The 25,857-nt window shown below is 70.9% G+C and carries 27 protein-coding genes and 1 pseudogene; 12 read left to right on the forward strand and 16 right to left on the reverse strand.

Annotated elements, in window-relative coordinates:
- The 7 genes from AC31A1_RS17735 to AC31A1_RS17765 form a co-directional block, all read right to left on the reverse strand.
- Positions 1 to 519, reverse strand: a 519-nt coding sequence (locus tag AC31A1_RS17735) for a hypothetical protein (RefSeq protein WP_489654226.1), incomplete at its 3' end; no start/stop codon positions are given.
- Positions 520 to 621: 102 nt separating this feature from the next.
- The gene (gene ung, locus AC31A1_RS17740; RefSeq protein ID WP_489654227.1) at positions 622 to 1,305 is read right to left on the reverse strand and encodes a uracil-DNA glycosylase; all 684 of its coding nucleotides are present in this window, start codon (positions 1,303 to 1,305) and stop codon (positions 622 to 624) included.
- Positions 1,306 to 1,417: 112 nt separating this feature from the next.
- The gene (locus AC31A1_RS17745) at positions 1,418 to 2,995 is read right to left on the reverse strand and encodes an ABC transporter substrate-binding protein (protein WP_489654228.1); all 1,578 of its coding nucleotides are present in this window, start codon (positions 2,993 to 2,995) and stop codon (positions 1,418 to 1,420) included.
- A 198-nt stretch (positions 2,996 to 3,193) separates the two neighbouring features.
- A complete protein-coding gene (locus AC31A1_RS17750; protein WP_489654248.1) occupies positions 3,194 to 3,955 on the reverse strand; it encodes an SDR family oxidoreductase in 762 nt (253 codons plus the stop codon).
- 32 nt (positions 3,956 to 3,987) lie between these two features.
- Complete coding sequence (gene fabG / locus AC31A1_RS17755; protein WP_365307428.1) at positions 3,988 to 4,749, reverse strand: 3-oxoacyl-ACP reductase FabG; 762 nt, start codon at positions 4,747 to 4,749, stop codon at positions 3,988 to 3,990.
- A 135-nt stretch (positions 4,750 to 4,884) separates the two neighbouring features.
- Positions 4,885 to 5,301, reverse strand: coding sequence for a DUF3037 domain-containing protein (locus AC31A1_RS17760; RefSeq protein ID WP_489654229.1), 417 nt, complete (start codon positions 5,299 to 5,301; stop codon positions 4,885 to 4,887).
- Positions 5,298 to 6,053 (reverse strand): HipA family kinase, encoded by a 756-nt coding sequence (locus AC31A1_RS17765; RefSeq protein WP_489654230.1) that lies wholly within the window; start codon positions 6,051 to 6,053, stop codon positions 5,298 to 5,300. The genes AC31A1_RS17760 and AC31A1_RS17765 overlap by 4 nt, the downstream gene beginning before the upstream one ends.
- Positions 6,054 to 6,583: 530 nt before the next feature.
- Here AC31A1_RS17765 and AC31A1_RS17770 point away from each other — a divergent pair.
- Positions 6,584 to 7,069 carry a Rieske (2Fe-2S) protein gene (locus AC31A1_RS17770; protein ID WP_405994693.1) on the forward strand — a complete coding sequence of 162 codons (486 nt, stop codon included), beginning with the start codon at positions 6,584 to 6,586 and terminating at the stop codon, positions 7,067 to 7,069.
- Between the two features lie 3 nt (positions 7,070 to 7,072).
- Here the strand turns inward: AC31A1_RS17770 and AC31A1_RS17775 are convergent, their stop codons facing one another.
- On the reverse strand, positions 7,073 to 7,723 hold the full coding sequence (locus AC31A1_RS17775; protein WP_489654231.1) for a cysteine hydrolase family protein: 651 nt from the start codon (positions 7,721 to 7,723) through the stop codon (positions 7,073 to 7,075).
- A gap of 148 nt (positions 7,724 to 7,871) precedes the next feature.
- On the opposite strand from AC31A1_RS17775, the gene AC31A1_RS17780 reads away from it, so the two are divergent.
- Complete coding sequence (locus tag AC31A1_RS17780; RefSeq protein WP_489654232.1) at positions 7,872 to 8,339, forward strand: pyridoxamine 5'-phosphate oxidase family protein; 468 nt, start codon at positions 7,872 to 7,874, stop codon at positions 8,337 to 8,339.
- A 19-nt stretch (positions 8,340 to 8,358) separates the two neighbouring features.
- Here the strand turns inward: AC31A1_RS17780 and AC31A1_RS17785 are convergent, their stop codons facing one another.
- The gene (locus AC31A1_RS17785; RefSeq protein ID WP_489654233.1) at positions 8,359 to 9,261 is read right to left on the reverse strand and encodes a LysR family transcriptional regulator; all 903 of its coding nucleotides are present in this window, start codon (positions 9,259 to 9,261) and stop codon (positions 8,359 to 8,361) included.
- A 74-nt stretch (positions 9,262 to 9,335) separates the two neighbouring features.
- Between AC31A1_RS17785 and AC31A1_RS17790 the strand changes: the two genes are divergently transcribed.
- Complete coding sequence (locus tag AC31A1_RS17790; protein WP_489654234.1) at positions 9,336 to 10,286, forward strand: DMT family transporter; 951 nt, start codon at positions 9,336 to 9,338, stop codon at positions 10,284 to 10,286.
- Between the two features lie 192 nt (positions 10,287 to 10,478).
- Here AC31A1_RS17790 and AC31A1_RS17795 read toward each other — a convergent pair whose 3' ends face one another.
- A complete protein-coding gene (locus tag AC31A1_RS17795) occupies positions 10,479 to 11,810 on the reverse strand; it encodes an aminotransferase class I/II-fold pyridoxal phosphate-dependent enzyme (RefSeq protein WP_489654235.1) in 1,332 nt (443 codons plus the stop codon).
- A 95-nt stretch (positions 11,811 to 11,905) separates the two neighbouring features.
- Between AC31A1_RS17795 and AC31A1_RS17800 the strand changes: the two genes are divergently transcribed.
- Positions 11,906 to 12,592: a pyridoxamine 5'-phosphate oxidase family protein gene (locus AC31A1_RS17800; protein WP_489654236.1), complete on the forward strand. Its 687-nt coding sequence runs from the start codon at positions 11,906 to 11,908 to the stop codon at positions 12,590 to 12,592.
- Positions 12,592 to 13,227, forward strand: coding sequence for an FMN-binding negative transcriptional regulator (locus AC31A1_RS17805; RefSeq protein ID WP_489654237.1), 636 nt, complete (start codon positions 12,592 to 12,594; stop codon positions 13,225 to 13,227). Before AC31A1_RS17800 ends, AC31A1_RS17805 begins: the two co-directional genes overlap by 1 nt.
- Before the next feature lie 15 nt (positions 13,228 to 13,242).
- Here AC31A1_RS17805 and AC31A1_RS17810 read toward each other — a convergent pair whose 3' ends face one another.
- On the reverse strand, positions 13,243 to 14,190 hold the full coding sequence (locus AC31A1_RS17810) for a DMT family transporter (protein WP_489654238.1): 948 nt from the start codon (positions 14,188 to 14,190) through the stop codon (positions 13,243 to 13,245).
- Between the two features lie 300 nt (positions 14,191 to 14,490).
- On the opposite strand from AC31A1_RS17810, the gene AC31A1_RS17815 reads away from it, so the two are divergent.
- On the forward strand, positions 14,491 to 14,967 hold the full coding sequence (locus AC31A1_RS17815) for a carboxymuconolactone decarboxylase family protein (protein ID WP_489654239.1): 477 nt from the start codon (positions 14,491 to 14,493) through the stop codon (positions 14,965 to 14,967).
- Positions 14,968 to 15,023: 56 nt separating this feature from the next.
- The gene (locus AC31A1_RS17820) at positions 15,024 to 15,947 is read left to right on the forward strand and encodes an RNA polymerase sigma-70 factor (protein WP_489654240.1); all 924 of its coding nucleotides are present in this window, start codon (positions 15,024 to 15,026) and stop codon (positions 15,945 to 15,947) included.
- Between the two features lie 178 nt (positions 15,948 to 16,125).
- On the opposite strand, the gene AC31A1_RS17825 is transcribed toward AC31A1_RS17820, so the two are convergent.
- Positions 16,126 to 17,136, reverse strand: a complete 1,011-nt coding sequence (locus tag AC31A1_RS17825) for an EamA family transporter (RefSeq protein ID WP_489654241.1) — start codon at positions 17,134 to 17,136, stop codon at positions 16,126 to 16,128.
- Positions 17,137 to 17,244: 108 nt separating this feature from the next.
- A complete protein-coding gene (locus AC31A1_RS17830; protein WP_489654242.1) occupies positions 17,245 to 17,796 on the reverse strand; it encodes a peptidase in 552 nt (183 codons plus the stop codon).
- 219 nt (positions 17,797 to 18,015) lie between these two features.
- On the opposite strand from AC31A1_RS17830, the gene AC31A1_RS17835 reads away from it, so the two are divergent.
- Entirely contained in the window at positions 18,016 to 18,183 is a 168-nt protein-coding gene (locus AC31A1_RS17835; protein WP_393753845.1) for a hypothetical protein, read from the forward strand.
- A 112-nt stretch (positions 18,184 to 18,295) separates the two neighbouring features.
- Entirely contained in the window at positions 18,296 to 18,724 is a 429-nt protein-coding gene (locus AC31A1_RS17840; protein WP_489654243.1) for a type II toxin-antitoxin system Rv0910 family toxin, read from the forward strand.
- A 105-nt stretch (positions 18,725 to 18,829) separates the two neighbouring features.
- Here the strand turns inward: AC31A1_RS17840 and AC31A1_RS17845 are convergent, their stop codons facing one another.
- Entirely contained in the window at positions 18,830 to 19,468 is a 639-nt protein-coding gene (locus tag AC31A1_RS17845) for a PadR family transcriptional regulator (protein WP_078652573.1), read from the reverse strand.
- Here AC31A1_RS17845 and AC31A1_RS17850 point away from each other — a divergent pair.
- Both AC31A1_RS17850 and AC31A1_RS17855 read left to right on the forward strand, forming a co-directional pair.
- Positions 19,439 to 20,142, forward strand: a pseudogene (locus tag AC31A1_RS17850) (class I SAM-dependent methyltransferase). The gene AC31A1_RS17845 and the pseudogene AC31A1_RS17850 sit on opposite strands and share 30 nt — an antisense overlap.
- A gap of 72 nt (positions 20,143 to 20,214) precedes the next feature.
- The gene (locus AC31A1_RS17855; RefSeq protein WP_489654244.1) at positions 20,215 to 21,024 is read left to right on the forward strand and encodes a PhzF family phenazine biosynthesis protein; all 810 of its coding nucleotides are present in this window, start codon (positions 20,215 to 20,217) and stop codon (positions 21,022 to 21,024) included.
- A 42-nt stretch (positions 21,025 to 21,066) separates the two neighbouring features.
- Here AC31A1_RS17855 and AC31A1_RS17860 read toward each other — a convergent pair whose 3' ends face one another.
- Complete coding sequence (locus AC31A1_RS17860; protein WP_489654245.1) at positions 21,067 to 21,867, reverse strand: CPBP family intramembrane glutamic endopeptidase; 801 nt, start codon at positions 21,865 to 21,867, stop codon at positions 21,067 to 21,069.
- A gap of 186 nt (positions 21,868 to 22,053) precedes the next feature.
- Between AC31A1_RS17860 and AC31A1_RS17865 the strand changes: the two genes are divergently transcribed.
- The gene (locus AC31A1_RS17865; RefSeq protein ID WP_489654246.1) at positions 22,054 to 23,841 is read left to right on the forward strand and encodes a substrate-binding and VWA domain-containing protein; all 1,788 of its coding nucleotides are present in this window, start codon (positions 22,054 to 22,056) and stop codon (positions 23,839 to 23,841) included.
- A 12-nt stretch (positions 23,842 to 23,853) separates the two neighbouring features.
- On the opposite strand, the gene AC31A1_RS17870 is transcribed toward AC31A1_RS17865, so the two are convergent.
- The gene (locus AC31A1_RS17870; protein ID WP_489654247.1) at positions 23,854 to 25,374 is read right to left on the reverse strand and encodes a glutamate-cysteine ligase family protein; all 1,521 of its coding nucleotides are present in this window, start codon (positions 25,372 to 25,374) and stop codon (positions 23,854 to 23,856) included.
- Positions 25,375 to 25,857: the final 483 nt, after the last annotated feature.

Raw genomic sequence — 25,857 nt, forward strand, 5'->3', positions numbered from 1 at the left:
GCCCGCGCCCCCGTCACCCAACCGCAGCTCCAGCCGCCCGATCGCGGCCCGCACCCCGTTGCCGTAACCGTCGTCGGCGAGGACGGCACAGGCGCTGCGGGCGCGGCGGATGTGAGTGCGGGCGGCGTCCGGGCGGTCGAGTTTCACGTAGTCGGCGGCGAGGTTGAGGTGCAGGGAGGGGTAGAAGGCGCGGATGGCGACCGCCCCCTCCTGACCGACGTCCGCACCATCTCCGGGGTCTCCGGAATCTTCCGCGTCCCGCCCGTCCGTCAGCTCGTCCGCCGCCGACAACGCCCGGAGATCCCAGGCCAGTTCGTCGGTCGGGTCGTCCTGGGTGTCGGCGAGGTAGTGGGCCAGTGTGCAGCGGTGCAGCGGGTCGCCGTCCTCGCCCAGCTCCGCCCACAGGCCCAGCAGCCGCTCCCGGGCCTCCTCGCGGTCGCCGCCGTGGTGCAGCATGACGACCTGTCCGATCCGCGTCAGCACAGCGTCCGGCGCCGCCTGCTCCTGTCGCTCCGCCACCGCGTCCTCCGCACCTCGTCAGCCGCCTTGGCTGTCCCCATCGACGCTAGCCGCAGGCACTGACAATCCCCGTCAGGCGGCCCCGGACCGGCCCGGACGGGGTCAGCCCAGGTTCGGGATGCGCCAGTCGATCGGGGTGTGGCCCTGCTGCGCGACGGCCTCGTCGATCTGGGTGAACGGGTGGGAGCCGAAGAACTTCTTGGCCGAGAGCGGGGAGGGATGCGCGCCCTTGACCACCACGTGGCGCTTCTCGTCGATCAGGGGGAGCTTCTTCTGCGCGTAGTTGCCCCACAGGACGAAGACCGCCGGGTCGGGGCGCTCGGCGACCGCGCGGATCACCGCGTCCGTGAACTTCTCCCAGCCCTTGCCCTTGTGGGAGTTGGCCTCGCCGGAGCGGACGGTGAGCACCGCGTTGAGGAGGAGGACGCCCTGCTGGGCCCACGGCATCAGATAGCCGTTGTCCGGGATCGGGAGGCCGAGCTCCTCCTTCATCTCCTTGTAGATGTTCCGCAGGGAGGGCGGGGTCCGCACGCCGGGGCGGACCGAGAAGCACAGGCCGTGGCCCTGGCCCTCGCCGTGGTACGGGTCCTGGCCGAGGACCAGCACCTTCACCTGGTCGTACGGCGTCGCGTCCAGCGCGGCGAAGACCTCCTCGCGCGGCGGGTAGACCGGACCCTGCGCCCGCTCCTCCTCGACGAACTCGGTCAGCTCCTTGAAGTAGGGCTGCTGAAGCTCGTCGCCCAGGACCCCGCGCCAGGACTCGGGGAGCATGGAGATGTCGGTCACGTCAACTTCCTTACCGTGTGCGGCGACTGCGATGAGGAGCGACCGCGCGGTGCGGTCGCTGCCATGCCCAGAACCTACAGGCGGTCACTGACAAGGGGTGCCGAAAGCCGTGTCACCAGCTGGTCTTGCGGTACAGCTCCCACATCATCATGATCGTCGACGGGTCGAGGGACTGCTCCCCGCCGGAGACGTCCTCGCTCGCGGCTACGTACTGCCGGCCCTGCCACAGCGGCAGCAGCCGGGCGTCGTCCACCAGGACCTGCTGGGCGTCCTCGAACTCCTTGACCACGTCGGCCCGGTCGCTCTCCCTGCGGGACTCGGGCAGCAGTACGTCGGTGATCCTGGTCGACGGATAGGGCGTACCGAGCGCGTTCTGCTTCCCCACGAACGGCGCGATGAAGTTGTCGGCGTCGGGGAAGTCCGGGGACCAGCCGCGCCCGAACACCGGGTACTCGCCCTTCTGGTAGCCCGTCACGTACGTCTTCCAGGGGCGGCTCCTCAAGGTGATCGAGAAGAGCCCGGAGTCGTCCAACTGCCGCTTGATTTCCCTGAATTCGAGGGCGGTCTCGGAGCCGTAGCGGTCGGTCGTGTACCAGAGGGTGAGCGGGACGGGCTGGTGGATGCCCGCGTCGGTGAGGAGCTTGCGAGCCTTGGGGACGCTGGGGTCGCCGAAGTCGTCGAAGAAGGCGGTGGTGTGGCCGGTGAGGCCCTTCGGGACCATCGAGTAGAGCGGGTCCGCGGTGTCGCGGTAGATCTTGTGGGTGATCGCCCCGCGGTCGACGAGCTGGGCGACGGCCTTGCGGACGGCGACGTTCCCGGCCCACTTGTCCTTGGGGTTGAACACCAGGTAGTTGATGTCGGTGCCGGAGCCGTCGACCAGTTGCAGGCTCTTGGAGGCGCGGCCCTGGAGGGCGATGATGTCGTCGGCGGCGAGGCCCCGGTAGGTGACGTCGATCTGTTTGTCCCGCAGCGCCTTCACCATGGTGCCGGAGTCCTGGAAGTAGCGGATCGTCACCGCGCTGTTCTCGCGTTGGGCGAAGCCCTTGTAGCGGTCGTTCTTGACGAGTTGGGCCTGTTTCCCGTCGTCGTACGACTTCAGTGTGTACGGCCCGGAGCCGAAGACCTTGCCGTCCTTGCGCAGCGAGTGCGCGGGGTAGTCGTCGGGGTCGACGATCGACATGGCCGGGGTGGCGAGCACGAACGGGAAGGTGGCGTCGGGCTTGTTGAGGTGGAAGACGACCTCGCGGTCGCCGAGGACCTGGACGCGGTCGAGGCTGCCCAGCAGGCCGGCGGGGCCGCCCGCCACGTCGATCTGCCGGATCCGGTCGATGGAGTGCTTCACGGCCCGGGCGTCGAGGGTGTCGCCGTCGGCGAACTTCATGCCGGCGCGGAGCTCGCAGCGGTACGTCGTGTTCGAACTGTCCGTGAAATCGCAGCTCTTGGCCGCGTCCGGCTCGGGGGTCGTCGCGCCGGACGGGTAGGCGAGCAGCGTCTGGTAGATGTTGCGGAACAGCTCCCAGGAGCCGTCCCAGGAGGCGGCCGGGTCGAGTGTGCTGGGGGCGCTGGTGGTCCCGACGACGATGGGTCCCCGGTCATCGGAATTCCCGTCCGAGAACACTCCGCATCCGGCCGCCAGGGATATCGACGCGATCGCCGCGCCTGCCCGCAGGCCTCGGTTCCGGTTGAACACACGCACGCTCCTCGATCCGCCGTACCAAGGGTCGGCAGACCATACCGCAGCGCCCCGGCCGGAAATGCCGGTTCGGACGGGGCTGTTGAGCAGCGTGTTCATGACGACGTTGTCATTCGGCTGTGCGTGCTTTATGTCTCGACATGGGCGCCGGTTCCGTAAAGGGAACAGCAAAGAACCGGCGCCCGGGTGGTGCGGTCAGCCGACTCCGGCGTTGAGGAGGATGCCTCCGTCGACGACGAGGGTCTGGCCGGTGATCCAGTCGGACTGGTCCGAGGTGAGGAACGCGGCGGTGCCGCCGATGTCGGACGGCACGCCGAGGCGGGCCAGCGGGTAGGAGGCGGCGGCCTCCGCCTCGCGGCCCTCGTACAGGGCGGCGGCGAACTTGGTCTTCACGACCGCCGGGGCGATCGAGTTGACCCGCACGCCGGGCGCGAACTCGTGCGCCAGCTGGAGCGTCAGGTTGATCATCGCGGCCTTGCTGACGCCGTACGCGCCGATGAACGGCGAGGCGGAGACGCCGGCGAGGGAGGCGATGTTGACGATGGCGCCGCCGTTGTCCTTCTGCCAGGCGTGCCAGGTCTTCTGGGCGAAGCCGAGCGCCGAGATGACGTTGGTCTCGAAGACCTTGCGGGCGACGTTCAGGTCGAGGTCGGCGATCGGGCCGAACACCGGGTTCGTACCGGCGTTGTTGACCAGGAAGTCGACGCGGCCGAAGGCCTCCATCGTGCGCTCGACGACGACGGTCTGGTGGGCCTCGTCGTGGGCCTTGCCGGCGACGCCGATGACGCGCTCGGCGCCGAGGGCCTCGACGGCCTCCTTGAGGACGTCCTCGCTGCGGCCGGTGATGCAGACCCGGTCGCCGCGGGCGAGCAGCGCCTCGGCGACGCCGTAGCCGATGCCGCGGCTGGCGCCGGTGATGACGGCGACCTTGCCGGAGAGTTCGGGGAGTTCAGGCAGTTCAGTCATGGTTCCCGTGTTTCCCGTGTTCCCTAGTTGAGCGGTCCGCCGGCGACGTACAGCACCTGGCCGGAGACGAAACCGGCCGCCTCGTTCGTGAAGAAGGCGACGGCGTTGGCGATGTCGTCGGGCTCGCCGACGCGCTGCACCGGGATCTGGGTGGCTGCCGCGGCCTTGAAGTCGTCGAAGCCCATGCCGACGCGGGCGGCGGTGGCGGCGGTCATGTCGGTGGCGATGAAGCCGGGGGCGACGGCGTTGGCCGTGATGCCGAACTTGCCGAGCTCGATGGCGAGGGTCTTGGTGAAGCCCTGGAGACCGGCCTTGGCGGCGGAGTAGTTGGCCTGGCCGCGGTTGCCGAGGGCGGAGGACGAGGAGAGGTTGACGATCCGGCCGAAGCCCGCGTCGACCATGTGCTTCTGGACGGCCTTGGTCATCAGGAACGAGCCGCGCAGGTGGACGCCGAGGACGGTGTCCCAGTCGGCGACGCTCATCTTGAAGAGCAGGTTGTCGCGGAGCACGCCCGCGTTGTTGACGAGGATCGTCGGCGCGCCCAGCTCCGCGACGATCCGCGTGACCGCGGCCTCGACCTGCGCCTCGTCGGAGACGTCGGCGCCGACCGCGAGGGCCTTGCCGCCGGCCGCGGTGATCTTCTCCACGGTGTCCTTGCAGGCGGCCTCGTCGAGGTCGATCACGGCGACCGCACGGCCCTCGGCCGCGAGGCGTACGGCGGTGGCGGCGCCGATGCCCCGCGCCCCGCCGGTGACAATCGCGACCCGCTGCTCAGTGGTGGACATTGCTGGTTCTCCTCGCCCTTGAGAATCTCTCGCCCTTGCGGCCCGCCGGTGAGCGACCGCTTAGTACCTTCGGCCTACGTGACGCTAGAAGCCCTGGCACTCGGTGTCAACGTGCGCGCGGCCGGGTGTGATCCATTACCTCACCAGCAGGTCCAGCAGGCGCTCCGCCTCGGCCGCGGGATCGACGGTGAGACCGGTGTGCACGGGCCCCGGCTGCACCACGGTGGACCGGGGCGCGATCAGCCACCGGAACCGCCGCCCGGCATCGTCCTCCCCCGCCTGCCCGGCGGCCGCACCCCCCGCACACACCTTTTCCACGGCCCCCAGGGCAGCCCGGATTCCGGCCACGTCGGCGGCCGGGTCGAGAGCGAGCAGCCTCGCCTCGTCCAGATGGGTGCGGACGCCGACGTAGGACTGGGCGCGGCAGTAGACGAGCACCCCGGCGTTGACGCACTCGCCGCGCTCGACGCGCGGTACGACCCGGAGGAGGGCGTACTCGAAGACGTCCCGGGTGTTCGCCTCGCTCGGGCGGATGATGTGGCGCTCGGTCACTGGAGTCCCTTGATGCGCTCGTGGAGGAAGGGCACGCGCGCGAGGAGGGGTGCCGCGTACGCCTCACGGAGGAGGTCCGGGGTGTCGAAGCCGGGTTCGTCGGTCAGCCAGGCGTCGGGGATCTCGGCGGTGACCTCGGCGAGGAGTTCCTCGGTGACCTTCGGTGCCAGGTCCGCGGCCGCGGTCGCGACGTCCGGTGCGAAGCCGGCGAGGGCGTGGTCGGCGGCGTCGTAGGGGCGGGCCGCGGAGGCCTGGGCGCCGGGCCAGTTGTGGTGCCAGATCATGGTGGCGCCGTGGTCGATGAGCCACAGGTCGCCGTGCCACATCAGCAGGTTGGGGTTGCGCCAGGAGCGGTCGACGTTGTTGACCAGCGCGTCGAACCAGACGATCCGGCCGGCCTCCTCGGGGCTCACCGGGAAGGCCAGCGGGTCGAAGCCGAGCGCGCCGGACAGGAAGTCCATGCCGAGGTTGGTGCCGCCGCTGGACCTGAGCAGCTCCTGGACCTGCTGGTCGGGTTCGCCGAGGCCGAGCACCGGGTCGAGGTCGAGGGTCACCAGGCGCGGCACCCGGAAGCCCAGCCGCCGGGCCAGCTCCCCCACGACGACCTCGGCGACGAGTGTCTTGCGGCCCTGCCCCGCGCCACTGAACTTCATGACGTACGTCCCGAGGTCGTCACCCTCGACGAGTCCCGGCAGCGAGCCGCCCTCGCGCAGGGGGGTGATGAAGCGTGTCGCGACGACCTCTTCCAGCATGTTCCCGGGCCATCCGTCTCGTCTGCGGTCCCGGGGAGAGTCCGGGGAGTTTCGGCTGCCCATGGTAGCGGGGGGTGATCACGGGGCCACCGCGTCCTGACCGCAGGCCAGGGGAGCCGGTCATGGACTGGTACACGAGGTTCCGCAACTGGCGGCGCAGCGGCAAGACTTCGGCTGCCCGGGACTCTCCGACACCGGTGAGATTCACGGTGATGGGGAGGGTGAAGCCGTTGGGGTAACCCGCCTGAGCCAGCAGCTTCTGGCGATCGAATCCCGGTTGATTCCTCCCCGGAACGCAGAGCGTCGCGCGTGCTGCGGCGAGTCGGGGCCCGACGGTTTCCCTGAGTATCGCCCCGGGTTGCCGGTGCCTGTTCAGGCTTTATGCGCAGCTGACAGCAGAACGACAGGGACGTTTTACGTCTGCCTGATCTCGATCAGGCCAAGCTCTCGACACCGTCTGAACGACGGTCGCCCGCACCTCGTACCCCTTTGCAGACCCCACACATGCTTCCCATGGAAGGAACGTCAGCATGACCAGCGAATCGTTCGAACCCGTCACGGCGCCGTCCCGTCGCACCGCGTTGGCGGCGGTCGGCGCGGCGGGACTCGCCGTCGCGCTGACCGCGTGCTCGTCCAGCGACGACTCGTCGTCGGACACGTCGAGCTCCTCGGACACCTCGGGCTCCACCAGCACGGCCGGCGCGTCCACCGCCCAGGGCGACGCCGGTGGCACCGAACTCGCGAAGACCTCCGACATCCCCGAGGGCGGCGGCAAGATCTTCGCCAGCCAGGGCGTGGTGGTCACCCAGCCGACGGCGGGCACCTACAAGGCGTTCTCGTCGAAGTGCACCCACCAGGGCTGTGCGGTGAGCAGCATCAGCAGCGGGGCCATCGTCTGCCCGTGCCACGGCAGCGAGTTCTCCGTCACCGACGGCAGCGTCAAGAAGGGCCCGGCCACCCAGGGCCTGCCCGCCGAGCAGATCACCGTCTCCGGGGACTCGATCACTCTGGCGTGACGGTCAGCCACGACGTGCCCTGCGTGGTCGTTTGAGACAGCCCAGCACCTCGTCCGTGGTCGCGACCGTAGCGACCAATGCGAGGGTGTTGCGGATCATCGCGGGGGTGTAGTCAGCGGGCACCCCCGCGATGGCGTCCCTGGGGACGACGACGGTGTAGCCGCGGTTGACGGCGTCGAACACCGCGTTGGGTATGGCCACGTTGGCCGAGACGCCGGTGACGATCAGTGTGCGGCAGCCCAAGTTCCGTAACAGCGCGTCGACTTCGGTGCCCTGGATCGGCGACAGGCCGTGCAGCCGTCGTACGACGAAGTCCTCCTCGGCGACCTCGATCGGGGGCGCCACGCGCACCGCCGTGGTGCCCGACAGCTGTTGCACAGGCAGGCGTTCGGCGGCGCGGAACAGCCGGGCGTTGCGGTTCGCGCCGCGCCCGTCCGGGCGGCGCTCGGCAACGGCGTGGATCACCTGCACCCCGCTCTCGTGCGCGGCGGCGACCAGCCGGGCCACATTCGCGAGCGCGCCCGACTGGCGTGCGGCGAGGGCGAGTTCGGGCAGTGCGCTGTCCGGTCCGACCACCCCCTGTTGACATTCGACGGTCAGCAGGGCAGTACTCACCGTGTCGAGGATCTCACTGAGTTGTTCGTGCGACGGCATGGCTCTCCCTTGTCGTCGACGGCCGGGGCGGGCGACAGTAACTGGCATCGCGTGCGGAGGGAAGACGGCCGACGCTCCTCCGGCCCGACTTCTGACGCAGCATCAGAAGCGGCTGCCCGCCGCTCGTGCCGTAGCCGAAGGGGATCGCATGACCGCCACTCAGCGTCGAGGCCGGAAGATCATGATGACACCCGAGGAACTGGACGAGTTCCTCGCCACCGAGCACACCTGTCGCGTCGCGACCGTCTCCTCGGACGGGGCCCCGCACGTCAGCCCGCTCTGGTTCGCGTGGGACGGCACCTCGCTGTGGCTGTACTCGATCACGCGCAGCAAGCGCTGGGCTGACCTGCGCCGCGACCCGCGCGTCGCGGTGGTGATCGACGGCGGGGACGCCTACGACGAGTTGCGTGGCGTCGAGCTGTCCGGCACCGTCGAGTTCGTCGGCGAGGCCCCCCGCACGGGTGAGCCGCATCCCGAACTCGTCGCCGTGGAGAAGCTGTTCGCCCAGAAGAACTTCGGGCTGGACGCGATGCCGTACGACGGCAGGCACGCGTGGATACGGCTGACGCCGGAGACGCTCGCGTCCTGGGACTTCCGCAAGTTGGCGGCGCTGTAAGGCAGTTGACCAGTGTCTCTCAGGTGACGGTCGCCGCCGCCGCCCGCAGCGCCTCGACCGCCGCGCGGATGGACGGGCGGCGGTCGGCGTCGGCGCGCCAGACGACGTAGACATGTCGGCGGACCCGTTGCTTCAGGGGGACGGTGACGACTCCGGCGGGCATCGGGGCGCGGCCGAGCAGAGGGGCGATGCAGACGCCCAGCCCGGCGGCCACCAGGCCCAGTTGGGTGTGTGTTTCGGCGGCGCGGTGGCCGATGATCGGTTCGATGCCGCGGGAGCGCAGGGTGAACATCAGCCACTCGTGGCAGAACTCGCCCTCGGCCCAGGTGATCCACTCGTCGTCGGCGAACTCCCCTAGGTCCACCTCGTCGCGCCCGGCCAGCGGATGGCCGGACGGCATCGCCACGTCGGCGGGGTCGTCCAGGATCGGCGCCTTGACCAGGCCGTCCGGGAGCGGCATCGGCTTGTTGTACCAGTCCAGGACGACGGCGAGGTCGAGGTCGCCGCGCACGACGCCCGCGATGCCGCTCTCCGGCTCCTGTTCCGTGGAGCGGACGCGCAGGGCGGGGTGGCGGGCGCGCAGGTCGGCGAGCGCGGTGGGGAACAGGCCGCGGGCGGCGGTCGGGAACGCGGAGAGCCTCAACTCGCCGACCACCTGCCCGCGTTGGGCTTCCAGGTCGGCCTGGGCCAGCTCCACCTGGGAGAGGATGCGGCCCGCGTGCTCCGCGAGCAGTCGGCCGGCGTCGGTGAGCCGTACCCCCCGGCCGTTCTTGGCGAGGAGCTGCTGCCCCACCTCCCGCTCCAGCTTGGACATCTGCTGCGACACGGCGGAGGTCGTCACATGCAGCCCCTCGGCCGCGCCGCTGACCGAGCCGTGCCGGGCGAGGGCGTCCAGGGTGCGCAGGCGCTCCAGATTCAACATGTAAGCGATACTACGAGATAGCTGTCGCGAAATCTCGCTTGTGCTACGAGGTTGTAGCCAGGATCTTGGTACCCATGAGCGCAGTCAGCACCACCGCCGCCACCCGGAAGCAGGCCCGGGACACCACCACGCCCGTCCGCCGCCGCGCCCTCGACTGGCGGCTGCGCTTCGGGGCGCTCTCCCTCATCTGGGGCTTCAGCTTCCTCCTCATCAAGGTGGGCACACACGGTTACGCGCCCTTCCAAGTCACGTTCGGGCGGCTGCTGTTCGGGACGGCGGTGCTCGCGGCGGCGATGGCGGTGAAGCGGGAGCGGCTGCCGCGCGGCGCGCGTACGTGGGCGCATCTGGCGGTCGCCGCGTTCCTGCTCAACGCTCTGCCGTTCTCCCTCTTCGCCTATGCCGAGCTGACGATCCCGTCCACGCTGGCGGGCATCTGCAACGCGACCTCGCCGCTGTGGGGCATGGCCCTGTCCCTGGTCGCCCTCTCCGAGGACCGCCCGACCCGCGTCCGCGTCGCCGGCCTCGGCCTCGGCTTCCTGGGTGTCCTCACGGTCCTCGGCGCCTGGCAGGGCTTCAGCGGCCTCGACGCCACGGGCACGGCGATGGCCCTGCTGGCCTCGCTCAGCTACCCGATCGGCTGGATCTACGTCCGCCGCACACTCGCGGGCACCGGCACCTCGCATCTCTCACTGACGGGCGCCCAGTTGCTCCTGGCCACCCTCCAACTGGCCGTCATCACCCCGCTGTTCACGTCCGTACCGGCCCACTTCCCGCTCGTCCCCCTGCTGGCGATCGCCGCGCTGGGCGCCCTGGGCACGGGTCTCGCCGTCCTCCTCCAGTACGGCCTGGTCGCCGAAGTCGGCCCCACCACCGCCCAGATGGTCACGTACTTCATCCCGGTCATCGCCACGGCGGCGGGCGTCGCGATCCTGGGCGAGCCGCTGACCTGGTCGACTCCGGTCGGGGCGGTGATCGTGCTGGCGGGGGCGGCGCTCACGCAGGTGCGGCCGAGGGCGAAGCGGTAGCTGACGCGGCGCGGGCGAGGGGCCGTAGATGCCCTCGGCGCCAGACATGGCCGCGAACCGGCGCCGGCCCCCTGGCGGCGCGCTCAGGTGGAAGCGGGCGACGGCGACGCGCTCCCCCGGAAGCCGGCACCCGACGCCGCGGTCCAGCCAACGCCTGTACACCTCACCGCCCGACGCACCCGCGAACCGGCCTCAGACATAACCCCGAACCGGCGCCGGACCACTCGCGGAAGCGATCGCCTGCGCCAGCGGTCCAGCCTCGTCGGCCGTCAGCGTCGAGACGGTGACGCGGATGCCCGGGGGTGCGCCCAGGCGGAAGCGGGCGCCCGGGGCCACGGCCCAGCCGGCGTGGAGGAGGCGGGAGACCGCGCCGGTCTCGTCCGGTACCGGGATCCACACGTTGAGGCCGCTGGTGCCGTGGGCCACGACCCCGCGTTCGGCGAGCGCGGCGATCAGCGCGTCGCGGCGGGCGCCGTACGCGGCCGCCACCGCCGGCGGGTCCACCGCGCCGTCGGACCACAGCCGGGCCACGGCCCGCTGGGTGATGCGGCTGGCCCAGCCGGGGCCCAGCCGTTGGCGGCCGCGGACGCGGTCGAGGGTGACGGCGTCGCCGGTGAGCACGGCGAGCCGCAGGTCGGGGCCGTAGGCCTTGGCGACCGAGCGGACGAAGGCCCAGGTGCGGGTGGTGCCGGCCAGGGGGTGCAGGGGCTGGTCGACGATGCCGTGGCCGTGGTCGTCCTCGATCAGCAGGGTCTCCGGGTGACGGCGGAGCACGGAACGCAGCGCACGCGCGCGCGTGGCGCTCACCACGGCTCCGGTGGGGTTCTGCGCCCGGTCGGTGACGATCAGGGCCCGCGCGCCGGACTCCAGCGCGGCGCGCACGTCGTCGGGGAGCGGCCCCTCGTCGTCGACGCGGACGGGGGTCACGCGCAGCCCCAGCGCCGGTACGAGGTCGAGCAGGCTGCCCCACCCCGGGTCTTCCACGGCGACCGTGTCCCCAGGCTTCAGATGGGCGGCGAGGACGCGTTCGATGGCGTCCAGCGAGCCGGAGGCTACGGCCACGGGGCCGGCCGGCACTCCGTCCGCGTCCAGTTCCGCCCGGGCGATGCGGGCCAGCTCCGGTTCGACCGGGTCGTCGCCGTACATGACGGGTTCCCGGTCGGACTGTTCGGCGGCGAAGGTGAACGCCCGCACCAGCGAGGGCAGTTGGGCCGGATCCGGGTTGCCGTGGGAGACGTCTCGCACCCCTGCCGGCACGTCCACCCGAATGTGCTCACGCCCGGTCGTGGCCGGCTTGGGCCGCACCCGGCTGCCCCGGCGCCCGGCGGTCTCGATGACCCCGCGCTCCCGCAGCGTCCGGTACGCGGCCGCGACCGTGTTCGGGTTCACCCCCAGCTCGACCGCCAACTCCCGCATGGGCGGCAGCAGTTGCCCGGGCTCCAGCTCTCCCGAACCCACCGCGCGCTCGACGTCCGCCGCAATCTCTGCTGCACGTCGCCCCTCGATGCGATATCCTCCTAGCACAAAGAACACTATGCACTAGTGCAATACGAATGGCAACCCGACGCCAGCCACCACACCCCGGACACCGAATACCGAACACACCAATGGAGAGCACCATGCAGGGGACCACGTCCCAGCCGACGTCACCGCCCGCCGCCTACACGCCGACCGACCGGACCGTCCCCACGCGCTCCGCGGACCGGGCGTCGTACGACAAGGACCTCGTCCACGCGATACTCGACCAGGCCTATGTCTGCCACCTCGGCTTCGTGCGCGACGGCGTGCCGGTCGTGCTGCCGACGCTGTACGGGCGGGTCGGCGAGCGGCTGTACGTGCACGGGTCGACGGGCGCGCGCCCGCTGCGGATGACGGGGCAGGCCGACCCGGGGCTGCCGGTCTGCCTGACGGTCACGCACGTCGACGGCCTGGTGCTGGCCCGTTCCGCGTTCCACCACTCGATCAACTACCGCTCCGTGGTGGTGCACGGCATCGCCCACCAGGTGACGGACCCCGAGGAGAAGCGGACGGCCCTGGACGCGCTGGTCGACCACGTCGTGCCGGGCCGGTCGGCGGACTCGCGGCCCGCCAACAAGAAGGAACTCGCCGCCACCATGGTGATCCGCCTCGACCTCGACGAGGTCTCGGCCAAGCTCCGAACCGGCGGCGCGAACGACGACCCCGAGGACCTGGACCTCCCCCACTGGGCCGGAGTGGTCCCCCTCCAGCCCGCCTACGGAGCCCCGCTCCCGAACGACGACCTGGCCCCCGGCACCGAACTCCCCTCCTACCTGGCCGCGTTGTAATGCTCATCCATCCCTGGGACGCACCCCAGGACGACACCGAGTGGCAACACTGGCTCGCCGCCCACGACTTCGGCCAGCTGGCCGTCAACGGCCCGTCCGGCGAGCCCCCGTTCGTCCAGCCCCTCCACTTCGCCTACGACCCGGAACGCGGCGAGGCGATCACCCATCTCGCCCGCCCCAACCCGCTGTTGCGCGCACTGGCGGCAGATCCGCAAGTGATCCTGAGCGTCGTCGACGACTACGTCTACGTCCCCGGCCCCTGGCAGGCGGAACCGGACGGCCCGCCCGAGCACGGCGTGCCGACCAGCTTCTACGCGGCGGTCCAACTCCGGTGCACCGCCCACCTGGTGGACGCCCCCGCCGAGACGGCGACCCTGCTCAACCGTCAGGTCGGCCACTTCCAGCCCGAGGGCGGCTCCTCTCCGGTCGCCGCGGGCGAGGCGCCGTACGGACGGCTGCTGTCCGGTATCCGGGTGGTACGGCTCGAAGTGACCGGCGTACGCGCGAAGTTCAAGTACGCGAACCATCGCGCGACCGAGGTCCAGGACCGTATCGCGGCGGGACTCGTGGAGCGCGGTGGCCCTCGGGACGCTGTGGCCCGGGAGCATCTGCTACGGCGGCGGCGCGAGGGCTGAGGAACCGAACTCCCGTCACACCAAGGCTTGTTCGTCGGTGGTCGCCCCGCACGCCTCCGTCACCGCGAGGCCCGCGACCGAGGCGAGCATCAGCAGGGTGCCGGCCAGGGTCGCGGGAGTCAGTGGTTCGCCGAGCAGGACGACGGCGAGGACGGCCGCGCTCACCGGTTCGAGGAGCATGATCACGGAGACCGTGGCGGACCGTACGACGGCCGCGGCCGCGAAGTAGAGCGCGTAGGCGAGGGCTGTCGGGACCGTCGCGATGTAACCGAGGAGCCACAGGACCCGGCCCGGCTGCGCGGTGTGCGGTACCAGCCCCTCGGCCAGGGCGAACGGCAGCAGGCACAGGCTGGTGACCGCGAACGTCCAAACTGCCGTGGCGGACGCGTCGGTTGCGCCGTCGCGCCCCCAGCGTCGGGTCATCAGGGTCATGACCGAACCGCCGGCCGCCGAGACGAGCGCGAGCAGCACGCCCGAGGGACGTACGGTCGCGGCCGGGCCCAGCGACAGGACGGCGAGCCCGGTGAGCGCCCCGCCCACGGCGACGGTACCGCCGGCGCCGAGCCGCTCGCCCAGTGTCAGCCGGGCGCCCAGCGCGACGAACACGGGTCCGGCGCCGAGTGCGACGACGGTCGCCACGGCGAGGCCGGTGGCCTCGACGGCCGCGAAGTAGGCCGTCTGGAACACGGCCAGCCCGAGGCCGGTCGTCACCGTCCGCAGGACCTTGCGGCGGAGTGGTTCGGACACGGCGGCGGGGCGGACCCGCGGCCGTCGCAAGCGGTGGACGGCGAGCAGCAGGACGAAACCGGCCGCGCAGCGCCAGAAGGAAAGCGCGAAGGGGCCGAGGTCACTGGTCCGGTAGACCAGGGAGGCGGCCGCGCCCGCGGTGCCCCAGGCGACTCCGGCGACGGTCAGGTAGAGCAGGCCTCGCCCGACGGGCAGGCCGAGAGCGGTGTTCGACACGAGAAGTCTCCGCAGAGGTGCAGAAGTGCGACGAGGGACCCCTGTGGGCGGGGTCCGTGGGCTTCTTCTGCGGGCAGCACCGTTCCGCCCGGCGATGCCTTGTGCCGTGCCGGGCGTGGATTCCGGGAGCCCGCCTCAGACGGCGGGCGGCGGAAGGACGAGTGCGTTCGCGTGCATGGCGGCCAGACTAGGGGCCGGAGGGTGAGAGACGCAGGTCATATTCGCCGATGTCACAGGGGGCCGGGCTGTCTCGTCTCGGGGGTATAGCCACGGACGACCACAGCCCACGGAGGGCACACCATGGACGCACGACTGAACTACCTCTCCAGCCCGATCGCCGGCAAGGCCGCCAAGCAGTTCATGGCGGTGGGCAGGACGCTCAAGGGGTCGACGCTGCCGGCCCTGACGCAGGAGCTGGTGGCGCTGCGCGTGAGCCAGATCAACGGCTGCGCCGTCTGCATCGACATGCACACCAAGGAGGCCGGCACGGCGGGCGAGACCTCGGTGCGGCTGAACCTGGTCGCGGCCTGGCGGGAGGCCACGGTCTTCACCGAGGCGGAGCGGGCCGCGCTGGAGCTGGCCGAGGAGGGGACCCGGATCGCGGACGCGGCCGGCGGGGTGAGCGACGAGGTGTGGGCGCGCGCCGCGAAGCACTACGACGACGAGCAGCTCACCACGCTGGTCATCCTGGTCTCCTTCATGAACTCGGTGAACCGGCTGAACATCATCACCCGGCAGCCGTGCGCGGGCGACTACGAGCCCGGCCTGTTCGGCTGAGCGGGACGGCTGCCCGGAGCGGACACCAACAGGCCATCAGGAGAAGGGGATTCGGCGTGAGCAAGGTCGAGGAGTTCGAGGAGCTGCGGCCGCTGCTGTTCTCGATCGCCTATCGGATTCTGGGCAGTGTGGGCGAGGCCGAGGACGCGGTGCAGGAGACCTGGCTGCGGTTCGACGGCACGGCCACCCGGCCCACGTCGACCAAGGCCTTCCTGTCGGCCACGGTGACGCGGATCGCGATCGACGTGCTGCGTTCCGCTCGGGTACGGCGGGAGGAGTACGTCGGCCCCTGGTTCCCCGAGCCGCTGCTGAGCGACCCGTACCAGGATCCCGCGCGGTCGGTGGAGCTGGCCGACTCGGTGTCGATGGCGGCCCTTCTGCTGCTGGAGCAACTCAGCCCGCTGGAGCGGGCGGTGTTCGTGCTGCGGGAGGTGTTCGCCTTCGGCTTCGACGAGATCGCCACGACCGTGGGGCGTTCGGAGTCGGCGTGCCGGCAGTTGCTGGTACGGGCGCGGCGGCACATGGCCGACCGGCGCCCTCGGTTCGCCGCGGACCGGCAGGAGCGGGAGGAGCTGGCGGCCCGGTTCTTCGACGCGTTGAGGGACGGCGACGTGGGCGGACTGCGTGAACTGCTCGCCGCCGACGTGCAGTTCGTCGGTGACGGCGGAGGGAAGGCCCCCCAACTGGCCAAGGCCGTCGCCGGGGCGGAGAACGTGGCCCGGGTGCTGGGCACGGTCTTCCCCTGGCTGATCCGCATCGACGTGTCGTGCGAGCCGCACGAGGTCAACGGCCAGCCCGGCGCGCTCTTCCGCGACCGCGACGGGAAGGTGCTCCACACCCTGGCCCTCGACGTGCTCGACGGCCGGATCCAGACCATCCGCGCGGTGATCAACCCCGACAAGCTCGGCCACATCGGCCCGGTCGCCGACGCCTGGGCGGTCGACCGCGAACTGAGGCAGGCACGCCGCCGGCCGAGTTGACCCGGGGGGACGGCGGGCCCGCGGGCGGTCTGGTGTGAGGGGCGCTGGAAGCTGGGGGTAAATCTAACCACTGTCTATGCCGGTCACCGGTTAGAAAAGACCCCAGCTTGTGGAGGGCGGGACGGCGGGCGGCGGGATGGCAGGCAGCGGGCCGGCAGGACGGCCTGTCGTACGACGCTCAGGCGGTCGTCTCCCGGGCGGCCGGCTCGCGTTCCGGGCCGCCGCCGGCCACCGGTTCGCCGGAGCTCTTCGTGGGCGCGGAGGACTGTGCGATGAAGGCGCCCAGCAGGACGACCGCTCCCCCGGCGATCTGCGGCGCGGAGAGGTGTTCGCCGAGCAGGATCCAGGCCAGGACGGTCGCGATGACCGCTTCCAGGCAGGCCACGACGCCCGCGACCTGCGGGGAGAGGCGGCGGACGGAGACGACTCCGGTGACGTACGCCAGGACCGTGGCGATCAGGACGATCCAGGCGAGCAGGAGGGTCGCCGGGACCGCGGTGCCGTTCATGTGGGCGTCGCCCGCGAGGACCGACCAGTCCATGGTCCAGGGGCGGGCCACGGCGGTCAGGACGAGGGCGCCGACGAGCAGGCCGTAGGCGATCACGCCGAGCGGGTCGGGGGCCTCGTCGCCGGCGTCGCCGCCCTGGTCGGACAGGACGAAGTAGCCGACCTGGCAGCAGGCGGCGGCGAGCGCGAGCAGCAGTCCTACGGCGTCGAAGCTCAGGCCCGCCCACACCTCGACGACACAGGCGAGCCCGCCGGCCGCGAGGACGACGCCGAGCGCGGCGGCACGGGTGACCGGCCGCCGCTGCACGAACCGCACCCAGCCGAGCACGAGGGCGGGTGCGAGGTACTCCACGAGCAGGGCGACCCCGACGGGTATGCGGGAGATCGCGGCGAAGTAGCAGGCCTGGACACCGGCCACGGCGAGCAGCCCGAACCCGAGGAGCAGCGCGGGACGGCTCCGTACGAGCGCGCGGTGCCGTACGGCGAGGGGCAGCATCACGAGGGCCGCGCCGGCCACGCGCAGCCACACCACGTGGAGCGGGTCGAGCCCCGCCTCGATCAACGGCTTCGCCGCGACCCCGGATCCCCCGAAGGCCAACGCGGACCCGAGCGCCAGGCCCAGCCCGACGCCCTTGCCACCGCCGCCTCCGGCCGCACTGCTCTCAGACGTATGCACGGGCACATGATGACAGGGGACGACATGAGCGTCACCCCTGTTGACACCTGTCTCACGGCCTGGACTTTCAGCGCGTCGCCCGGGCCCGGCCCCCGACCCGCACCACCGGCCCGTTCAGCAGCCCGTCTCGGCGCCCCTGACGTACTCCCCCGAGCGGCCCTCGATCCAGATCAGCACCTCGGGGGACTCGATGCCCGCACGGTGGAGGACCTCGACGGCGCGGGACTCCGGGTCCGCGACGATCGCGGCGAGGAGGTCGATGCCACAGGCCAGGTCGCCATTGCGGAGTTCGGCGCGCTCACAGGCGTACTCCAGGGCACCGGCGGCGAGGGGCGACCAGCCTTCCGCCGCGGGGATCACGGGGATCGCGCCGGAGTCCTCGACCGCGCCCTGCCAGCGGAGGCCGTAGCCGATGCTGCGCTGGACGAGGTAGCCGAGGAGCCGGGCGATCTGCGGGCCGTCGCCGAAGACGGCGCGCGCCTGGGGGTCCGATTCCAGGAGGCTGTGCAGCAGGTGGGCCGTGTCGATCTGGCGGTCCCCGTCCCGCAGGGCCCGGCGGCGCGCACCGGCGACCACCGCTGCCAGCTCTGCGCTGAGCCTGGCATCGTTGTCCGCGCGGTGGATTCCTTGCTCGCGGGCCGACTGCCTGGGGATCCGGGGTTGCACACTCTTACCCCATCAGTCCCCCGCATTGAGGGCATCCCCGGAGGGTTGCATTTCGGCGTCCCACACAAAGTGGACCCGGGCCGGCGGAATCTCCTCCTTACGGATGAGATCACGGGCCGCAACCCCGAGGGGCGCGCGCCTCCCCGCCGCGCGCCCCGTGCGCAACCGCGCCGCACCCGGCGTACGTCTTTCGCGAACGTGGAGAGCAGGTGCTGGCTGGTGGCGCTGCCGGCGGTCGACGGCAGGCAGTACGTGTACCGGGTGTACGCCCCGGAGGACGCACTGCTCGCCGACCTGTTCTGGGACGCGTGGCACTGCCACGACGAAAGCACCCACCCGCGCGCGTGGGACCTGTTCGACGCGGCGGTGATACGACAGGTGAGCTGAACCCGGTAAGTCGGGGCGGGCACACAATTTCTGACGGTTCATCAGTATTGAATGTTGCGCGCCCTGCGGCTACGTTCCGCGACACGGTAGCCCGATACGAAGAGGTGGTCGCATGGCCGAAATCAGCGCGGAATCACGCATCGAGGCCCCGGCCGAGAAGGTGTGGACTCAACTCACGGACTGGTCCGCGTACGGCGAGTGGAACGCGACCCACACCAACTTCCCCAAGGGCGGCCCGGACGTGCTCGCGGTGGGCGGGACCTTCCAGGAGAACATGAAGCTGATGGGCTTCCCGGCCGAGGTCGAGTGGACCATCGAGGAGGTCGAACCGGCCCGGATGTTCGCCATCCGCGGCAAGGGCCCGATGGCCGTGAACGTCGCCACGCGCTACACGCTCACGCCCGACGGCGACGCCACGACGGTCCGGATCGACGGTGAGTTCACGGGTGCGGCGGTGTCGTTGATGGCGGGCAAACTGAAGGACTCGGGTACGGCTGCCCTGAACGAGTCGCTGCGCAAACTGGCCGGGCTGGTGGCCTGAGGAACGCGCCGGGGCACCGCAGGAACGGGAACGCGCACAGGGAAGGCGCCCCACGGAAGTTCCGTGGGGCGCCTTGGCCTGCCACCTCTTCCGACCCCGAGGACATCAGTCCTCGTCGGCCAGAATCAGGTACAGCTTCTTGCGGGCGTCGTTGATGACGGTCAGCGCCTTCTCGCGCTGCTCCTTGCTGCCGGTCTTCCAGACCTGGCCGAAGGCCTCCATCAGACCGAAGCCGGCCTGGCGGATCTCACTGAGGGCCTCCCAGTCGACCCCGCGGGAAGCCTCTTCCCAGGGGGCGTCCGGGCCCTCTTCGGCCGCGGTACGGCCGGCCTCGGTGAGGGCGAACAGCTTCTTGCCGCCCTCCGACTCACTGGCGATCAGGCCCTCGTCCTCCAGCAGCTGCAGGGTGGGGTAGACCGAGCCGGGGCTCGGCTTCCACGCGCCGCCGCTGCGCTCGGCGATCTCCTGGATCATCTCGTAGCCGTGCATCGGCCGGTCCTTGAGGAGGGCCAGGATCGACGCGCGTACGTCGCCGCGCCGCGCCCTGCCGCCCCTCGGGCCGCCGCGCCCTCGTCCGCCCCAGGGGCCGGGACCGAAGCCCGGTCCGAAGCCGGGGCCTCCGGGACCACCAGGTCCACCGGGCCCGAAGGGACCGAAAGCCCCACGCCGCCCGTCAGGGCCACCCCGGCCGCGCCGGGAGGGGCCATCCTGTCCATGTCCACGCTCGTATCCGTGGGTACGCATCGCAATCACTCCATTCCATCGTTGATCTGTCGCGATGCGTCAACGATATATCGGAACTGTTCGGATGACAACCCCCTTCCGACAGGCCGGCCCGGCGCCCCCGTCCGACCCCGCGCGATGCTGGCCGCGTTCGCCGAGACCGTGCGGGCGGCCGGCCTCGGGCCGGTGGCGGATCTGGGGTGCGGGCCGGGCAAGATCACGGCGTATCTGGCGGGCCTGGGGGTGCCTGTCTTCGGCGTCGACCTCTCCCCGAGGTGATCGAACTGGCCCGCAGCGCCCACCCGGACCTGACCTTCACCGTGGGCTCGATGACAGCACCGCCGATCGGGGACGACGAGCTCGGCGGCATCCTCGCCCACTACTCCACCCACCACACACCACCGGACCAACTGCCCGTCGTCTTCGGCGAGTTCCACCGCACACTGGCCCCCGGCGGCCACCTGATGCTGGCCGGACACGTGGGCGACGACCAACTCCTGCGCCCGACACAGGCGTACGGCGGCCACCCCGTGTCCTACGAGTCCCATCTGCTCCCGCCGGACCGGATCGCCGGGCTGCTCGCACAGGCCGGACTCACCCTCACCGCGCGCCTGGTCCTGGAACCGGCCGAGGGGGCGAAACGGACCCACGCCGCCTTCCTGGCCCGGAAACCGGAACGCCCGTCGCCGTCATAGCGGCACCGAATAGGTCCAGTCCCACCGAATTGGCCTTGGCCCGCGGCTCCACGCGGCGCCTAGCGTCAAGCCATGCGGATTCGAATCGTCGACGCCTTCACCGACCGTCCCTTCGCCGGCAACCCGGCCGGGGTGCTGCTCCTCGACGCCTTCCCTGCTGACGACCGGCTTCAGAAGGTCGCGTCGGAGGTGAATCACGCGGAGACGGCGTTCGCGCACCGGCTGCCCGAAGGCGGGGACGCCGACTGGGCGTTGCGCTGGTTCACGCCGGCGACCGAGGTCACGATGTGCGGGCACGCGACCCTCGCCACGGCCCATGTGCTGCACACCACCGGCACCCACGAAGGGACCGTGCGGTTCGCCACCCGGAGCGGGGTGCTCGTCGCCACGCCGGCCGGGGACGGGTCGATCACCCTCGACTTCCCTACCGCACCGCTCACCCCCGTCGAGATCCCGGACGGTGTCGCCGAGGCCCTGGGCGCCGAGCCGATGACCGCGTTCGACACCGGCCCGAACGTCGGCGACCTCGTCGTCGAACTCGCCGACGAGAAGACCGTCGTAGGACTCGCCCCGGACCTCAAGGCCCTCGGCGCCCACTCGGAGCGCGGCATCATCACCACCGCCCGGGCCGAAGACCCCACCCGGGGCTACGACTTCGTCTCCCGCTGCTTCTTCCCCAATGTCGGGATCGACGAGGACCCGGTCACCGGAAGTGCGCACACGGCGCTGGCTCCCTACTGGTCCGAGCGCCTCGGAAGCTCTGTCCTCACCGGGTTGCAGGCCTCGGCCCGCTCCGGGGTCGTCCGTACCGAACTCCGGGGCGAGCGGACCCTGTTGACCGGACGCGCGGTCACGGTCATCGACGGCGAGCTGCTCGCCTGAGCCTCAAGCCTCAAACCTCAAGTGGCCTGCCCCGCACGGGACTTACGCCGTCGGCAGCCAGCCGACCTTGCCCGCCAGCAGCGCGTAGCCGACGAACGCCCCGATGTCGAGCAGGGAATGCGCCACCACCAGGGGACCCACGCGACCCCAACGCCGGTACAGGTACACGAACACCACGCCCATCACCATGTTGCCGACGAAGCCGCCGATGCCCTGGTAGAGGTGGTAGCTACCGCGCAGTACGGAACTGGCCACCAGCGCGGTACCCGGCGTCCAGCCCAACTGGCCGAGGCGGCGCAGGAGATAGCCCACCACGATCACTTCTTCGAGGATCGCGTTCTGCATCGCGGAGAGGATCAGGACCGGGTACTTCCACCAGACGTCCGGCAGCGCCTCCGGCACCACCGTGAGGTTGAAGCCGAGGCCGCGGGCGGCCAGGTAGAAGGCGATCCCGGTGCTGCCGATGACCGCCGCGATCCCCGCCCCGCGCCCCAGGTCGGGCCAGGGCCGGGTGCGGTCGAAGCCGATCGTGCGCAGGCTCTCGCCCTCCCGCAGGAGGAAGTGCGCGACGAGTGCGACGGGGACGAGTGCCGAGGCGATCCCGAACAGCTGCCAGGCGAGATCCAGCCACGGACGGCCCGGCGCGGCCGAGGCGTTGAGGGTGGCCGCCTGGTCCTTGAGGCCTCCCGGTTTCGTGACCGATCCGACAAAACTGATCAGGGCTGACACACCGCTCGCACCGAGCGAAAGCCCCAGAACGAGCAGTGCCTCGGACCGGAGAATCCGCCGTGTGGGCCGTTCCAGCGGAAAAGATTCGGCCACCTGCCCTGCCTCCACCTGCACACCTGCCTTCAGTTCGGAAATCCCGCCTCATGCCCATCTTCGCCCCGCTAGGGTCTCGAAAGAACTTACGAAGATCGTGCGTGACAGGCCGTTGGGGGGACGGACGCGGTTCGGGGCGTACCTCCCCCATGTCTGCCATACGGCCGCATACCGGCACGTGGTTCAACAGGGAGGGGCATCACCGTCATGGGACGTCACAGCTTGCCCGATCAGTACGGGGCCGGCGGCAGCGACCCCCGTCCTCGTGCACGCCGCCGTACGGTGGCCATCGCCACGGTGCTCGTGCTGACCGTCGCCGGCGGTACCGCCGTGGCGGTGCAGAGCGGGTTGCTCTCCTTCGGTTCCTCCTGCCGGAAGGACGCGGTACGGCTGAGAATCGCCGCCTCCCCCGACATGACTCCCGCCCTGCGTACGGCGGCCGGACAGGCGCGCGACGAGGGCATCACGTCCGACGGGCAGTGTCTGAACATCTCGGTGACCGCCCAGGAGTCGTACAAGTTCGCGGACACGCTCAAGGCGGGCAGGCACCCGGACGCGCAGGTGTGGGTGCCCGACTCGGAGCTGTGGGTGAACGAGGTCTCGTCGGCCGCCGACAGCGACGCCACGGAGGTCACTCCCGCAGGCAACGTGGCCTCCACACCGGTCGGGGTGGCGATGGTCCCGGCCGCCGCGAAGTCGCTCGGGTGGCCGAAGAAGACGTACAGCTGGCTGGACCTGGCCGGTGCCACCCTCACGGACGACTCGCTGCGGCTCGGCGCGGCCGACCCGGCGCGCAGCGCGACGGGGCTGCTGGCGCTCACGCAGCTGAGCACCGCCGCCGCGAAAGTCAAGGGCGGGGCCACCCAGGCGGCGGCGATGATGAAGACGCTGTCGCAGCGGACCTCGGACACCGACAGCCAGGTCCTGGACACCCTGCCGCGCGACTCGTCCGGCACCGAGCAGGGCAATCCGAAGCGCAACCAGGCGCTGGTCCTCAGCGAGCAGTCGGCGTTCGCGTACAACGCGTCGGCCGGCGGCGACGGGAGTCTCGACCTGTTCTATCCGAAGGACGGCTCGCCGCGGCTCGACTACCCGTACAACCTGGTCGACCAGGAGCGGCTGACCACGGACCAGAGCCGGGCCGCGATCCGGTTCATGACGTATCTGAGCCAGCCCGCGCAGCAGAAGCTGATGGAGAAGTACGGCTTCCGCACGGATGACGACGCCGCGCCGAAGGCGGTGGTCGCCAAGGCGGGTGGCGCCAGTCCGCAGCCGTACGCCGTGGCGGCGGCCGAGCCCGCCTCCGACGCGGCGCTCCAAGAGGCCCTGGGTACGTGGACGATCACGGTGCAGAGCGCGCGGATCACCACGGTCGTCGACGCGTCCGGCTCGATGGCGGAGACGGTGCCGGGCACCGGGCAGTCGCGCATGGACGTCACGAAGGCCTCTCTGTTGCAGGCGCTGGCCACGTTCACGCCCGAGGACGAGATCGGGCTGTGGGAGTTCTCGACGAAGCTCGACGGCGACAAGGACTACCGCGTCCTGGTGCCGACCGAGCGGCTCGGCGACCGCACGGGCGACGGCACCCAACGGGACGCCCTGTCAGCGGCGTTCGGCTCGCTGAAGCCGGTGCCGAACGGGGCGACCGGGCTCTACGACACCACGCTCGCCGCGTACAAGGCGGCCACGTCCTCTTATGCGAAGGGGAAGTTCAACGCGCTGGTCATCCTGACCGACGGGGTCAACCAGGACCCGGGCAGCATCTCCCGCTCCACGCTCATCAACCAGTTGCGGCAACTCGCCAGCCCTGAGCGGCCGGTGCCGCTCATCATGATCGGGGTGGGTCCGGAGGCCGACAAGGAGGAGGCCCGGCAGATCGCCGAGGCCACCGGCGGCTCGGGCCACGAGGTGACCGACCCGGCCCAGATCCAGTCGGTGATCCTCCAGGCCATCGTGGCGGCGGGCGCGTCGGGCGCATCGGCCAACGCGGGCTGAAACAACCGCAGTTCACCCCAGCGGCACCGGCTCGGGCAGCCCCACCGGCCACATGTGGACCGGCTCCCCGAGGTGCATCAACTCGCTGTAGCGGCGGGTGGTCGCGGCCAGCGCGGCTTCCCTGCCGAGGCCCTGTTCCCGTGCGCGGTGGAAGGTGGCGGACTGCCAGGTCGCACCGTTGGCACGGCGGCGGCAGCGCTCGTCGATCACGCCCAAGTACAGGTCCCGGTCGGCCGGTTCGACCCCCCACGCGTCCAGGCCGGCCTCCGCGAGCGGCAGCAGTTCGTCGCGTACGAGGGCCACCGCGTCGATCTCGGTGGTGCCGCCGAGCCGTCCGCGCCGGGGCCAGAGCAGGCGGGCGTCGATGCCGTGGCGGCACGCGGTGTCGAAGTTGGCGGCGGCCGCCTCGAAGGGCAGCCGGGTCCACACCGGCCGCGACTCCTCGGCGAGGGCGCGGACGACGCCGTAGTAGAAGGCGGTGTTGGCGATGACGTCGGTGACGGTGGGGCCCGCGGGCAGGACGCGGTTCTCGACGCGCAGGTGCGGGACGCCGTCGGCGATGCCGTAGACCGGGCGGTTCCAGCGGTACACCGTGCCGTTGTGCAGGACGAGTTCGGCGAGGGTGGGGATGCCGCCCGCGTCGAGGACGTCGAGGGGCTCCTCGTCGTCGTGGATCGGGAGCAGGGCCGGGAAGTAGCGCAGGTTCTCCTCGAAGAGGTCGTACGCCGACGTGACCCAGCGCTCGCCGAACCAGGTGCGGGGGCGGACGCCCTGGGCCTGGAGTTCGGGCGGGCGGGTGTCGGTGGCCTGCTGGAAGAGCGGGGGCCGGGACTCGTGCCACAGCTCGCGGCCGAACAGGAAGGGCGAGTTGGCGCCCACGGCGACCTGTACGGCAGCGACGGCCTGGGCCGCGTTCCACACGTCGGCGAAGCGGTCCGGAGTGACCTGGAGGTGCAACTGCACGGAGGTGCAGGCGGCTTCGGGCGCGATGGAGCCCGAGGTGCAGGTGAGGTGCTCGACGCCGTCGATGTCGAGGACGAAGTCCTCGCCCCGAGCGGCCACGATCTGGTCGTTGAGCAGGGTGTAGCGGTCGACCGCGGAGAGGTTCGAGGAGACCAGGTCGTCCCGGTCCAGCGTGGGCAGAATGCCGATCATCACTATTCCGGCGTCGACCTCGCCCGCTTTCCGGTGGGCATATGCCAGGGACGTTCGGATCTCCTCGGCGAGCCGGTCGAATACCCGGCCCTCCAATCGGTGTGGGGCAATGTTGACTTCCAGATTGAACATGGCGAGTTCTGTTTGGAAATCTCGGCTCGCGATGCGTTCCAGCACCTCGCCATTCAGCATTCTCGGCATGCCGTCGGAGCCGACGAGGTTCAGTTCGATCTCCAGCCCCATGAGGTTCTTCGGGCGGTCGAACCGCTTCTCGGCCAGCAGCCGCTCCAGTCCCGTCAGGCAGCGCCGCAGCTTGGCGCGGTAGCGCTGACGGTCGGCGAGCTCGAACGATCCTCCCGCCACGACCTTCTCCCCCACGACGCGTCACCTCCTCGTCCCACTCGTCCCCGGGTCAGGAAGGATGATGCCCAGACCTGGCGATCGATAACGTCCCCGGACCGGCCCGGCGCCCGCTACTCTGGTCGAACGTGACCCGCGGCACATTCACGAGGCATGCGGCAGCGAGCAGTTCCCGCGCAATGAGAACCTCGTGAAAAACGCCGACGAGAATTGGCCGACCCCATCGGTGGCATATCCCGAGGTCATCGCCGTAGGGACCCTTCGGAACCGGGATGATTCCCGTGAATCGCTGGCCCAATAGGTCCTTGTTGTTCATACGGGAAACGGTTAGACGAAACATCGTCCGAACCCGTGTCGTATAAACTCCGCGAACAAGGCAGAAGGTTGGCGCCCACGGTCATGGTCCTGCCGTCCAGGTGACGTGCGGCAGGCCGTACGCATGTTCACAGCACCCGGCCCCGGCCTCCCTGACCCCGAGAGCTGACAGCGCCGTCCGCCCCC

This window comes from Streptomyces sp. P5F9 (genome assembly GCF_057961495.1).